Consider the following 13,027-nt stretch of genomic DNA (forward strand, 5'->3'; position numbering starts at 1 on the left):
AAAACCATCGCCACTGGAAAGCAGAAGCGGCTAATGCTAGCGGAGCAGGGGCGAAATTGCATCCGGTGTGCTCGTCTAATCTGTCTAAGCTTGGGTCAGAGCCCGGTTGTCGGCAGGATTTTGCACCATCAGGAGAGTTTATGCGTTCGGCCATGGGGGCTTTGCTGCTAATAGGTTCAGGGTGTTTTGCAGGCGAAATTCCGTTGCGTTTCGCCATTACCGATAGCTGGGCCATGCCCATGCTCCAGACTGAAGACGGTCGCCCGATCCAGGGCATCATCCCCGACGTAATGACGCGCCTGGCGGCCAAGGTGGGGAGGCCGGCGCAGTTTCATGTGCTGGCCCGCGCTCGCCTGGACAATGCCATGAAACACGACGAAGTCGACGTACGGTGTTATGTCATCCCCGACTGGGTAAAGGATACGGGTGGCGATTACCTGTGGAGCGTCCCGCTGTTTTTCCAACGCGACGTACTGGTGGGCACGGCCAGCGCCCCCAAGGTGGTGACACCCGCCACCCTGCCCCACCAGCCTATCGGGACCGTGCTCAGTTATGCCTACCCGACCTTGCAGCCGCTATTCGACGGCGGGCATCTGCGGCGTGACGATGCACGCAGCCAGGAACAAGTCCTGGCAAAACTTCTGGCCGGTCGTTATCGCTACGCGGTGAGCAATCAATGGGCGCTGGACTGGTTCAATCAACAGCATCCCCCGGACCGGCAACTGCGTGCCGTGGCTGTTCTCCAGGAGCGCGTGCTGGGCTGCTATGTGCGCGATGATCCAAACATTCCGGCACAACGCATTCTGCGTACTTTATTGACCATGAAAACGTCAGGGGAAATCGACGTGATCATCCGGTCCTACACCGGACATAAAGAGTCGCCGGAGGCCGGATCCGATTCGCCCTGAACGTCCGGCTGATGCTGCCATTGCGGCGGCGAAGCAAATCCGCTCACCCAATCAGGTACCTGGCCGGGTGGCATGGGCCGGGCGATAAAATAACCTTGGGCCACTTCGCAGCCCAGGCGCAGCAGCAATTGACCATGCTCCAGGCTGTCCAGCCCCTCCGCCACCACCTGACGACCAAACGCCCTGGCCAAACCGATGACCGCTTCGGTCAGCGCCAGATCATCCCGGTCATTGAGTATGTCGCGGACAAAGGTTTTGTCGATCTTGATGGTCTGCGTGCGTAAATGCTTGAGGTCGTTGAGCGAACAGTATCCCGTGCCGAAACCGCCCAGGGAAAAGCCCACACCCAAGGCCTGGCACGCCTGGAGGCAGGCACTGACGTGGGCAAGGTTTTCCACCGCGACGGATTCAACGATCTGCAGATCCAGCATACGCGGCGACACCGCCGGATGCCGTTGCAGGACCTGCCGCAATCGCTCGACGAAATCCGCACGCTGAAAATGCCGCGCCGAGATATTGATACTCACCGGCCAGACTTGCCCCGCCTGCTGCCATTGCTGCAACTGAATCAGCACCTGCTCCATGACCCACTCACCGATCTCGACGATCAGGTCGGTCTCCTCCACCAGCGGCAGGAACTCCCGGGGCGGCACCAAGCCTCGTTGTGGATGTTTCCAGCGCAGCAGCGCTTCGAGCCCCACTACCGTGCCATGGCGCATGTTGACCTTGGGCTGGAAATGCAGCCGCAACTCGTTGCCGGCCATGGCCTGCCGGATTCGCTCGACGGTCTGATAAGTGGCCCGCACCTCCTGGTCCCGGGACACGTCGAACAAATGAAAGCGATTGCGGCCGCTCTGCTTGGCCACGTACATCGCCTGGTCGGCGTGGCGCAACAAGGTATCGGCGTCTTCATTGTCAGCGGGAAACAGGGTGACGCCAATGCTGGCGAAAACCTTGATGCCTTTGCCATCGATGGTGTATGGCAGGGAGACGGCAACCAGCACCCGGTTCAATGCGGCATGCAATTCATCAAGCCCGCGCACATGGCGCAGCACCAGCACAAATTCATCGCCAGCCAACCGCGCCACCACATCCTCACCGCGCACGATGCTGCGCAAACGCCTGGCGACCTCCACCAGCAACTGGTCACCACTGGCATGGCCGTGACCATCGTTCACGGCCTTGAAGCCGTCCAGGTCAAGCATGCACACCGCCAGGGGCAAGCTCTGCGCCCTGGAGAAGTCCAGGGCCTGGTCCAGCAGATCGGACAGGTAGGTGCGGTTGGGCAGTCCGGTCAACACATCGTGACCGACCCGCCATTGCAACGAATGCAACAACTGACGCTTCTCGCTGACATCAAAACGAATCGCCAGGTAGCGCTCGATCTGCCCGGTCGCATCGTCGATCACCGGCACCAGGGTGGTATCGACCCAATGCAGCGTACCGTCCTTGGCCCGGTTGCAGATTTCGCCCTTCCAGACCTGCCCCAGGGCGATGGTGCGCCACATGGCACTGAAGAACTCGCCAGGGTGCTGGCCTGAGTTGATCAGGCGATGATTCTGCCCCAGCAGCTCGTCGCGCGGGTAGCCAAAAAGCTTACAGAATTGGTCATTGACGTAGGTAATGCGCCCGCTCAGATCGGTTTCAGAAAAAATCGCGGCGGCGTCAACGGCTCTGCGGTACTTCTTATCCATCGAAGCAGTCATCCATGAGTCAGGCTCATTTGTCGCGCGCGGTTGCACCGCCCCAGGACAGGCGAAAAATCAACTAGGCTCAAACACCTTGAGATACGCTGGAGCGCGGGCCGTGGCGGTGCTACCTGAAGGCGCCCAGCGTCGCCTTGTGTACAACAAGAAAACACAAGGCCCACTCTTTTCGCACATCCAGGCTTCTGAAGCAGGTCACCAAATGCCCGTGCCAAAGGCCGATTCTACGAAACGCATCACATTTTGCAAAGCAAGGTGATGGATCATGCGGTTGCCTAATGCAAAAATCTATCGTTAAGTTCTTGATTCTAAATGGGAATTAAGCGATGCAAATTTCAAGTTTGGGTCCAGCCATCAGACGCTATCGCAAAGTAGCGGGGCTTACTCAGGCTGAACTTGGCGAAAAAACCGGTTTTGACCCTAAAACCATCAGCCGCTTCGAAACCGGCACCTACACCCCGAGCATCGAAGCCTTGGTCTTGCTTGCCGACAAACTGGATGTGCAGCTCAAAGCATTTTTTGCCGACATGGACGACGAGGATGAACAGCGAGCGTACCTGTTTGGCGTCATCCACAGAGCCACCGCGAAGGATCTGGGGAAGCTGATTGCGGCGGTAGACCACGCACTGTCGAAGCCCTGATGAGGTGATGCAAAGAAGCCCGGCCTGTCGATGAGCGACAGGCCGGGCTTCTTTTTTGGTGTTCGGTAGTTCTGCCCTCTGAATCCAGACAGCAGAAAGCGACGATAAATATCGTTCGGTCAATAAAAGAAATATGGAATGTTAGAAAACCTTGCGAACGAAGGCTTGGGCGTTATGGAGGCAACCCCACCAGCCACACCCCGGCACACAATGTTCCCGCTGTGGCTGCTTCCTTCCGGATCTGACCAGGTTCACGGGTAATCGTTGCGGGGGGACCGATGGGGTCACCATAACGACGCCCGCCTGACGGCGAGCCGCGCCATTGTACCTATCTGACGAGAAGTTACAACCGTTCGCGCCAGATTAAAAAACTGAAGATGTTCAAGCACTTGCCTGTGAGAACAAAGGGGCTCCCACACGTCGAGCGGTTACAGCAACACTTGGTCAGCCCGACCGCCCTCCTCCTGAATCACCAGATGGATGAAATGCAGCTTGGTGATCACCGCGGCCGGTACGACGAACGGGTAGAAATCCGGTTGGCCCATGCTGCGCGACAGTTCGTTGAGCATGCCGGCCAGTTCGATCCAGGCGTTGACGAACGAGAGGAAGGCCACGCCACCTGTATGTTCGGGGTCGAACAAGGTCTCAGGCGGGAACGGTTGGTAGTCGAAATCCATGTCCCCGGCGCTCATACCGAACCCCAGGGCCGTGTCCACCGCGTCCATCATGTGCAGGTAATGCGCCCAGGTTTCCGCCCAGTCTTCCCAGGGATGCATGGTCGCGTAGGCGCTGACGTAGTGGGTTTGCCAGTCCAGCGGCGCGCCTTGCTGATAGTGGCGCTCCAGGGCTTCGGTATAACTGGCTCGCTCGTCGCCAAACTGCTCGCGAAAGGCATCGAGCCAATGGCTGTTGGCGATCAACCGGTCCCAATAGTAGTGCCCCACTTCATGACGAAAGTGCCCGAGCAAGGTGCGATATGGCTCGTGCATCTGCTGGCGCACATGCTCACGGTGGGCATCGTCCGCCTCTTTGATGTCGAGGGTGACCAATCCGCTGGCGTGGCCGGTGGTTGGAGGCGTGCCGTCGAGATCGACGCCGATGAAATCGAAGGCCAGGCCCTCACTTTCACTGACGGTTTTTGGAATGACCGGCAAACCAAGGGTGATCAGTTGCGCCACCAGCCGGCGCTTGGCGGTTTCGACTTTGCACCAGCGTTCGGGGTTTTCCGGGATCGACAGGTCGGGAATGGTGCGGTTCAGGCTGCAGGCGATGCACAGGGTATCGTGCCCGTTGGCCGGCAGCAGCCAATTGCAGGCCGCCGGGGTGTCGAGGTTGGCGCAACGGCGGAACAACCCGGCTTGCGGATCGGCGTCCAGCGTCCAGGTGCCGGGTTGCTCCGCGGGTTGCAGGGACGACAACCGGCTTTGCTCGGGTTGATAACCCAGCGCTGCCAAGCAGGCCAGGCACTGGCTGTTGCGAAAAAACAGGGACTGGCCGCAGCGACACGTCCATACCTTACTGTTGCGCGGGCGCTCGCCCATGAAAGGGGCGGTGATGCGGGAGCTCAGTTGTTCGAAAAAGCGGTACATGGTGATCTCCGGGGACCTGCAAGACTAGATCCTCCCCTGTGCGTGATCGTTCCCGGAAGCGTGCGAATCATCCGAAAATTGTGAGCATTGTGTAGGACGCTGCCGGACCGGGCTACGTCGCCTTGCGCCATTGCCTACAACTGCGCCAGAATCCGCCGGCTTGTGCGCCTAGGGGCCGGGCTTTATCGTTTCCGGGTCGCTGACGAATCAGCGATCGGGTTTGGTAGCCCGTCTCCCACATGACGCATAGCGTCACCTTTGGCGGTGTCTTTTTTGGCATTTGTCTAATGGTGGCCATGCGCAGGGCGCCCTCGGGCGCGCCGGTTTTCCATGTGGGCCGGTCTACCAACCTTCGTATGGCCGCCACCCAATCGTTTGGTAGCGAGGGTGATGGCTCCTTTAAACACACATGGAACTTCATCGTATGTTCAAAGCAACCCCCAACCCACCGGACACCGATCCAACATCCCCGCACAAAACCGCCGCTGCTCAAAAACTCGACGAAGCCGCCGAGCGCGCCCTCGACTTCTACCTGAAACCAAAACCGGAACAGCCGGAGGCCGATCCCGCACCTGGCCAACTCTTCACCGTGGTGAACGGCGTCGACACCGAGTGCCTGCTCGCCAACCTCAGCGAAACCCTGGCTTCGGGCCGATGCCATGATCAGTGATCTGGTGTTCGAGCAGGAGGGTTCACGGCGGCATGTTGCGCTGGGCATTGCGCAGTTGATCGAGCTGGGAAGGTTGCTGGCGAACCGGGCGCTGGATAACGTCGACCCGCGCTAGCCGACTCTCCACATGCCCCTGTGGCGAGGGGATTTATCCCCGCTGGGCCGCGCAGCGGCCCCAACCCTGTCAACTCAATCAACCAGACAGACCGAGATGTCAGATTTAGGACTGCTGCGCAGCCCAGCGGGGATAAATCCCCTCGCCACAATGGGTCCGAGTTTCCTGCGAATTGCTCGCACGGTGCGGGCCCATCTCCAAAAGCGGAATGCGGAGCGTCCTTGGCAACGCTCCTTTGCTGCACGAGCAAACGTTCCCGGCTAAACCGTGATGCCGTGCTGACTCAAAAACGCCACAAACGCCTCTTCATCCAGCACCTTGAGCCCAAGCTCATTGGCCTTGGTCAGTTTCGACCCCGCCCCCGGCCCGGCGACGACGCAATGGGTTTTCGCCGACACGGAACCGGCCACCTTGGCCCCCAGGCTTTCCAGTTTGTCCTTGGCGACATCGCGGCTCATCAGCTCCAGCGACCCGGTCAGTACCCAGGTGTGCCCCGCTTCAGGCAGGCCTTCGACGACTTTTTTCTCGCTCTGCCAGTGCATGCCGAAATCCTGCAACTGCTTCTCGGCGGCTTCGGCCTGTTGGCGGTTGGCGGCGACAGCGAAGAACTCGCGCACGGCGTTGGCCTGCTTTTCCGGCAGAGCCTGGCGCATGTCCAGCCAGTCGGCGTTCATGACCGCTTCAAGCGAGCCAAACTTGTCCGCCAGTTTCTGCGCCCCGCCCGGCCCGACCGAAGGGATGTTCAGTTTGTCCAGAAAACCGCCCAGGGTGGTGCTGGCGGAGAACTCGGCGCCCAGTTCGCCCTGGTCCTGGATCTCCAGGCCATGGCGCAGCAGATCCTTGATCACCTGGCGATTGTGCGGGTCTTCGAAGAAGCTGTGGATCTCGTGGGCCACTTCCAGGCCGACGTCCGGCAAGTACGTGAGCACGTGAGGCAAGGCCGCTTGCACACGCTCCAGTGAACCGAGGGAGCGGGCCAGGACCTTGGCGGTTTCCTCACCCACGTCCGGGATGCCGAGGGCGTAGATGAAGCGCGCCAGGCTCGGCTTCTTGCTGTCGACGATGGCCGCCAACAGGTTCCTGCTCGACAGCTCGGCGAAGCCTTCCAGGTCGACCACTTGCTCGAAGGTCAGGGCATACAGATCGGCAGGCGAACCCACCAGCCCCTCGTCCACCAACTGTTCGACGCTTTTCTCGCCCAGGCCTTCGATGTCCATGGCCCGGCGCGACACGAAATGAATGATTGCCTGCTTGAGCTGGGCCCCGCAGGCCAGACGCCCGACACAACGGTACACCGCGCCTTCACTGATGGTTTCGCGGCCCTTGCTGCGCTTGATCAGTTGCGTACGCTCCACGTGGGAGCCGCACACTGGGCATTGTTGCGGCACTTCAACGGGGCGGGCGTTTTCCGGGCGACGCTCGGTGACGACTTGCACCACTTGCGGAATCACGTCACCGGCGCGTCGGATAATCACCGTGTCCCCGATCATCAGGCCCAAGCGCGCCACTTCGTCCATGTTGTGCAGCGTGGCGTTGGCCACGGTCACGCCGGCCACCTTGACCGGCTTGAGTCGTGCAACGGGTGTCACGGCGCCGGTGCGGCCGACCTGGAACTCGACGTCCAACAGTTCGGTGAGTTCTTCGCTGGCCGGGAATTTATGGGCGATGGCCCAGCGCGGTTCCCGGGCGCGGAAACCCAGTTCGCGCTGGGAGGCGATGCTGTTGACCTTGAACACCACGCCGTCGATTTCGTAAGGCAGCGCATTACGCCGCTCGCCGATGTCGCGGTAGTAATCCAGGCACTCGTCGATGCCGTGGGCCCGTTTCAATTCGCGGCTGATGGGCAGGCCCCAGGCTTTGAGCTGCTTGAGATTGCCGATGTGGGTGTCGGCAATGTCCGTGGTCACCTGGCCGATGCCATAACAGCAGAATTCCAAGGGACGATTGGCGGTGATCTTCGAATCCAGCTGACGCAGGCTGCCCGCGGCCGCGTTGCGCGGGTTGGCAAAGGTCTTGCCCCCCGCCTCCAGTTGCGTGGCGTTGAGACGCTCGAAGCCGGCCTTTGACATGTACACCTCGCCGCGCACTTCCAGCACCGGCGGCCAGCCAGTGCCCTGCAGCTTGAGGGGAATGTTGCGCACCGTGCGTACGTTGACGCTGATGTCTTCGCCGGTGGTGCCGTCGCCGCGCGTGGCACCGCGCACCAGCAGACCGTCCTGGTACAACAGGCTGACCGCCAGGCCGTCGAGCTTCGGCTCACAGCTGTACTCCACCGCCGCGCCGCCGCCCAGCAAGTCACCCATGGGCAGGTCGAGGCCTTCGGTCACCCGACGGTCGAACTCACGCATCGTGGTTTCGTCGAAAGCGTTGCCCAGGCTGAGCATCGGGATTTCGTGGCGGACCTGGCTGAAGGCCGACAGTGCAACACTGCCGACCCGCTGGGTCGGGGAATCGCTGGTCACCAGTTCAGGATGCTGTTCTTCCAGGGCCTTGAGCTCATGGAACAAGCGATCGTACTCGGCGTCCGGGATGCTCGGTTCGTCGAGGACGTGGTAGCGGTAATTGTGCTGATCCAGCTCGGTACGCAGCTGTTGGATGCGGGTTTCGACGGCAGTCATGGATGTTCTCTCATAAAGCAAAAGAGCAGCCTAGGCTGCTCATTCTCAATACTTCGATCGCTCGTAGGAACTGTAGGAGCTGTAGGAGCTGACGAGTGCAACGAGGCTGCGACCTTTTTTCCCCGGACTAGCGTCTCAAGCCAAAGACCGCAGCCTTCGGCAGCTCCTACAGGGCCTGCGATCTTTGGCCTCAGCGTTTCTGGGTCAACGCCCGGCGTTCGAATTCGACGATGCGCTGGCGGTAATGTTCGATGGTCTGGGCGGTCAGCACGCTGCGCTGGTCATCCTTGAGCTCACCATTGAGTTCCTGGGACAGCTTGCGCGCCGCGGCCACCATCACGTCGAAGGCCTGCTTGGGATGACGCGGGCCTGGCAAGCCGAGGAAGAAACTCACCGCCGGGGTGCTGAAGTGGTCGATGTCGTCCAGGTCGAACACGCCAGGCTTGACAGCGTTGGCCATGGAGAACAGCACCTCGCCGTTGCCGGCCATGCTTTCATGACGGTGAAAAATGTCCATCTCGCCAAAACGCAGGCCGCTTTCCAGGATGTTCTGCAACAGCGCCGGGCCCTTGAAGCCGGCCGGGTCGCGGCAGATCACACTGATCACCAGCACTTCCTCGGCCTGGGCCTGGTCCTTGTCGCCGCGCACGGGCTTGCTCTCGTCCGGGAAGTCGTCGCGGCTGCTGAAGCTAGGGCCGCCGTCCAGGTCAAGATTGAGGTTCAGGTCGCCCTGGGACGGCTCGCTGTTGCGCTTGCCGCGCTTGGAACCCGACTCCCGCGGCTCGCGCACTGGCGCGCTCATCGATGGCAAGTCGTGCTCATCCAGTTGCGGCTCCTTATGGGTATCCAGCACCCGGGGCGGGCCCAACAGCTCGGCATTGCCATCGTCATCCGGCAGGTTCGACAGGCTGCGGTCGAGGCGAAACTTGAGTTTCCCCTTGCCGCCGCGCATGCGCCGCCAGCCGTCGAAAAGAATACCGGCAATGACAATAATGCCGATGACGATCAGCCACTCGCGCAGACCGATTTCCATGTAATCCCGTGCCTCTATAAAAATGCTGAAAAATAAGGGGCTTAGCTATGTGCAAACCGCTTTAAAACGTGGCGCCAACTCTATGTTCTGAATGGCGTTTTGCCCACGCATACGAAAAATTGACATTAAACTAGCACGACCAAAGATAACTTTACACCGTCTGTCGAATAGGCTTGCGCCATTCTGTGAATTGAATGACGCGCCCAAGGTTCAAAAAAATCCTACAGCATCCCAAGTAGATGCCCTACGGGCTATGTTTCAGGCATCCACCATCGCCATCGCCTCCTCCACATCCACCGCCACCAGACGCGAGCAACCCGGCTCATGCATGGTCACGCCCATCAACTGGTCGGCCATTTCCATGGCGATCTTGTTGTGGGTGATGTAGATGAACTGCACCGTCTCAGACATCTCTTTTACCAGCCGTGCATACCGCCCCACGTTAGCATCGTCCAGCGGCGCATCCACCTCGTCGAGCATGCAGAACGGCGCCGGGTTCAATTTGAAAATGGCAAAAACCAGAGCCAGTGCCGTCAGCGCTTTTTCACCCCCGGAGAGCAAATGGATGGTGCTGTTCTTCTTGCCTGGGGGGCGCGCCATGATAGTCACCCCTGTATCGAGTAAATCTTCGCCCGTCAGTTCCAAGTAAGCGCTGCCGCCACCGAAAACTTTCGGGAAAAGTGCCTGCAAACCGCCGTTGATCTGATCAAAGGTATCCTTGAAGCGATTACGGGTTTCCTTGTCGATCTTGCGGATAACGTTTTCCAGGGTCTGCAACGCTTCCACCAGATCGTCGTTCTGGGCATCCAGATAGCGCTTGCGCTCGGACTGCTGCTGATATTCGTCGATGGCCGCCAGGTTGATGGCGCCCAGACGCTGAATGCGGGCGGCGATGCGTTCCAGCTCTTCTTCAGCCTCTTTCTCGTTGGCCCCGGCCAGCAACGTGGCGAGCACGCCGTCGAGGTCGTAGCCGTCTTCGAGCAACTGGTCCTGCAAGGCTTTGCGGCGCACCGTCAGGGCCTGCCATTCCATGCGTTGCTGTTCCATCTGGCTGCGGATCAGTTGGGATTGCTGTTCGGCCTGACTGCGGCGCTTTTCGGCGTCGCGCAGTTCGCGGTCGGCGTCTTCCAGGGCAATTTGTGCGGTCTTGAGCTCTTCATCAACGCTCATGCGCTTGTCGAGCAATTCTTCAAGTTTGAGGCGCAACTCTTCCAGCGGCGCTTCGCCCTCCTCCAGGTTCAGGCTCAATTGCTCGCGTTTTTCGGTCAGGCGCTCGGACTGCATTTCCAGCCGCTCCAAGGCCTGGCGCGTGGAATCGTACTGCGCCTTGAGCGAACCCAGGCGTACCGCCAACTGATGGGCGTGATCCTTATGTTGTCGCGCATCCTGACGCACCCGGTCGAGGCGTTCGCGCAGACCGTCGCGCTGAGCCAGCAGCAACTCGCGCTGCTCGGTGTCCACGGCCATGGCATCGAGGGCTTCCTGCAGTTGCAAGCGCGCTTCACCGACCTGCTCATGCTCCAGCACCCGCTGTTCACTCAGCTCGGCGATTTCTTCCTCAAAGCGCGTGCGGCGCAGGGCCAGTTGTTCAACCTTGGCTTTGCCGGCCGACAACTGCGCCTTGAGTTCGCCCTGCTGGCGTGCTTCGTCCTGCAACAGCCGACGCAAGTGTTCGCGGCCGTTCTCCTGCTGGCGCTGTTGCGCCCGCAGATTCTGTAATTCGGCTTCCAGGGCTTCGACGCTCGCTTCACGCTCTTCGCGCTCGGCACTCAGGTGCTGGATTTCCTGGCCCCGGGCGAGCATGCCGCTCTCGGCTTCGCTGGCCCGGCGCACCCGCAGAAAATGTCGGCCGACCCAATAGCCGTCCCGGCTGATCAGGCTTTCACCGGTCGCCAGTTGCCCCCGCAGGGCCAAGGCTTGTTCAAGACTGTCCACCGGTTTCACCTGCCCTAACCAAGGGGACAGGTCGACCTGGGCCTCGACTTTATCCAGCAAGCTGCCCGGCACCCGCACGCCATCGCCAGCGGGGCTGAGCAGGCGCAGATCGCCCTGGGTGAAGCCCGACAGATCGAAGCCTGCGAAGTCATCCACCAGCACCGCTTGCAGATCGGCGCCCAGTACGGTTTCCACCGCCAGCTCCCAGCCGGCATCGACCTTCAGGCCTTCAGCCAGTCGTGGACGCTCGGCCAGATGCTGGTCGCGCAGCCATTCGGCGGTGCCGGTGCCTGGGTCCAGCGCGGCTTGCTGCAAAGCCTCCAGCGAAGCCAGACGGCCATTGAGGCGCTGCAATTCGCCCTGGGCCTGCTGCTGATTCTGCAGGGCCAGTTGCAAGGCCTGGCGCAGCTGCTCGAGCCGTTCAACCTGGGCATCTTCACTGGCTTGCAAGTCTTCCAGGGTCGCTTCGCTGGCAGCCAGTTGTTCGCCCAGTTCAACAATTGCCGCGTCTTCGGGGTCTGCCGCAAGCAATGCGCGCTCTTCCGTCAGGCGGCGCTGACGCTCGGCCAGACGTTCCATGCTGGCTTCCAACTGCTGGATGCGCGACTGCTGGACTTCGGCCTGACGCCGCGGCTCGGCGGAGGCCAGGTTGAAACTGTCCCACTGCTCCTGCCAGCCATGCATCGTCAGCTCGGCTTCTTCCAGGGCGGCGGCAGCCTCTTCGGCCGCCGCGCTGGTGAGCTCCTGCTCCGGCGTGAGCCGGTCCAGTTCTTCGCCAAGGGTCAGCAGCAACGTGCGGTCGTGGCCCAGGTGGGATTCGGTTTCCAGGCGCGCGCGCTCGGCCTCTTTCAAATCATCCTGCAACTGGCGCAGCCGTTGCTGACCGTGCTGGATGCTCTGCTCGACCCGGGCAATGTCGCCACCCACCGAATAGAAGCGCCCTTGCACCAGGTTGAAGCGCTCGGACAGGTCGTGGTGGCCGTCGCGCAAACGCTCGATGGCGGCGTCGGCATTGCGCTGCTCGGCCACCAGGGCTTCGAAGCTGACCTCCTGATTGCCGATGATCGCCTCGCGCTGGCCCACCTGCTCGTTCAGTGCCTGCCAACGCAAGGCTGACAGCTGGGCCTTGAGCTGACGCTCTTCGCCTTTGTATTCCTGGTACTTCTTGGCGGCCTCGGCCTGGCGGTGCAAGCGTTCGAGCTGGCGCTCGAGTTCTTCGCGCAGGTCGGTCAGGCGGGCCAGGTTTTCATGAGTGCGACGAATGCGGTTTTCGGTCTCCCGGCGCCGCTCCTTGTATTTGGAGATGCCGGCGGCTTCTTCGATGAAGTTGCGCAGGTCTTCGGGCTTGGCCTCGATCAGCTTGGAGATCATGCCCTGCTCGATGATCGAGTAGCTGCGCGGGCCCAGGCCGGTGCCGAGGAAAATATCGGTGATGTCGCGACGTCGGCACTTGGTGCCGTTGAGGAAATAACTGTTTTGGCTGTCGCGGGTCACCTTGCGGCGGATGGAGATTTCCGCGTAGGCCGCGTACTCGCCGATCAGGGTGCCGTCGGAATTGTCGAACACCAGCTCGATGCTCGCCTGGCTCACCGGTTTGCGACTGGTGGAGCCGTTGAAGATGACATCGGTCATCGACTCGCCGCGCAGGTTCTTGGCCGAGCTCTCGCCCATCACCCAGCGTACGGCGTCGATGATGTTCGACTTGCCGCACCCGTTGGGCCCGACCACCGCCGCCATGTTACTGGGGAAGTTCACCGTGGTCGGGTCGACGAAGGATTTAAACCCCGCCAGTTTGATGCACTTGAGCCGCAC

7 protein-coding genes, 1 other RNA gene and 1 pseudogene are annotated in these 13,027 nt (G+C 60.9%); 3 read left to right on the forward strand and 6 right to left on the reverse strand.

Annotated features, from left to right (window positions below):
* Positions 1 to 140: 140 nt before the first annotated feature.
* Entirely contained in the window at positions 141 to 908 is a 768-nt protein-coding gene (locus tag AAIS01_RS18465; protein WP_343470130.1) for a substrate-binding periplasmic protein, read from the forward strand.
* On the opposite strand, the gene AAIS01_RS18470 is transcribed toward AAIS01_RS18465, so the two are convergent.
* Positions 860 to 2,602: a putative bifunctional diguanylate cyclase/phosphodiesterase gene (locus AAIS01_RS18470; RefSeq protein WP_343470131.1), complete on the reverse strand. Its 1,743-nt coding sequence runs from the start codon at positions 2,600 to 2,602 to the stop codon at positions 860 to 862. The genes AAIS01_RS18465 and AAIS01_RS18470 overlap by 49 nt on opposite strands.
* A gap of 338 nt (positions 2,603 to 2,940) precedes the next feature.
* On the opposite strand from AAIS01_RS18470, the gene AAIS01_RS18475 reads away from it, so the two are divergent.
* A complete protein-coding gene (locus tag AAIS01_RS18475; protein WP_343470132.1) occupies positions 2,941 to 3,255 on the forward strand; it encodes a helix-turn-helix domain-containing protein in 315 nt (104 codons plus the stop codon).
* 184 nt (positions 3,256 to 3,439) lie between these two features.
* Here the strand turns inward: AAIS01_RS18475 and ffs are convergent.
* Positions 3,440 to 3,536: signal recognition particle sRNA small type (gene ffs / locus AAIS01_RS18480), an RNA gene on the reverse strand.
* 147 nt (positions 3,537 to 3,683) lie between these two features.
* Entirely contained in the window at positions 3,684 to 4,844 is a 1,161-nt protein-coding gene (locus AAIS01_RS18485; RefSeq protein ID WP_343470133.1) for a zinc-binding metallopeptidase family protein, read from the reverse strand.
* A 424-nt stretch (positions 4,845 to 5,268) separates the two neighbouring features.
* Here AAIS01_RS18485 and AAIS01_RS18490 point away from each other — a divergent pair.
* Positions 5,269 to 5,629: pseudogene (locus tag AAIS01_RS18490) on the forward strand (DUF6124 family protein).
* A 260-nt stretch (positions 5,630 to 5,889) separates the two neighbouring features.
* Here the strand turns inward: AAIS01_RS18490 and ligA are convergent.
* The 3 genes from ligA to smc form a co-directional block, all read right to left on the reverse strand.
* Positions 5,890 to 8,247 carry an NAD-dependent DNA ligase LigA gene (gene ligA / locus AAIS01_RS18495; RefSeq protein ID WP_343470135.1) on the reverse strand — a complete coding sequence of 786 codons (2,358 nt, stop codon included), beginning with the start codon at positions 8,245 to 8,247 and terminating at the stop codon, positions 5,890 to 5,892.
* Positions 8,248 to 8,437: 190 nt separating this feature from the next.
* The gene (gene zipA / locus AAIS01_RS18500; protein ID WP_214912954.1) at positions 8,438 to 9,280 is read right to left on the reverse strand and encodes a cell division protein ZipA; all 843 of its coding nucleotides are present in this window, start codon (positions 9,278 to 9,280) and stop codon (positions 8,438 to 8,440) included.
* 258 nt (positions 9,281 to 9,538) lie between these two features.
* On the reverse strand, positions 9,539 to 13,027 hold the full coding sequence (smc, locus tag AAIS01_RS18505; protein WP_343470137.1) for a chromosome segregation protein SMC: 3,489 nt from the start codon (positions 13,025 to 13,027) through the stop codon (positions 9,539 to 9,541).

The sequence above is a fragment of the Pseudomonas halotolerans genome (genome assembly GCF_039581215.1).
GTDB lineage: Bacteria > Pseudomonadota > Gammaproteobacteria > Pseudomonadales > Pseudomonadaceae > Aquipseudomonas > Aquipseudomonas tehranensis.

Bases quoted from the DNA above. Each gene is read 5' to 3' on its own strand.
- AAIS01_RS18470 (WP_343470131.1), bottom strand. From the start codon at position 2,602: ATGGATAAGAAGTACCGCAGAGCCGTTGACGCCGCCGCGATTTTTTCT.
- AAIS01_RS18465 (WP_343470130.1), top strand. From the start codon at position 141: ATGCGTTCGGCCATGGGGGCTTTGCTGCTAATAGGTTCAGGGTGTTTT.
- zipA (WP_214912954.1), bottom strand. From the start codon at position 9,280: ATGGAAATCGGTCTGCGCGAGTGGCTGATCGTCATCGGCATTATTGTC.
- ligA (WP_343470135.1), bottom strand. From the start codon at position 8,247: ATGACTGCCGTCGAAACCCGCATCCAACAGCTGCGTACCGAGCTGGAT.
- AAIS01_RS18475 (WP_343470132.1), top strand. From the start codon at position 2,941: ATGCAAATTTCAAGTTTGGGTCCAGCCATCAGACGCTATCGCAAAGTA.
- AAIS01_RS18485 (WP_343470133.1), bottom strand. From the start codon at position 4,844: ATGTACCGCTTTTTCGAACAACTGAGCTCCCGCATCACCGCCCCTTTC.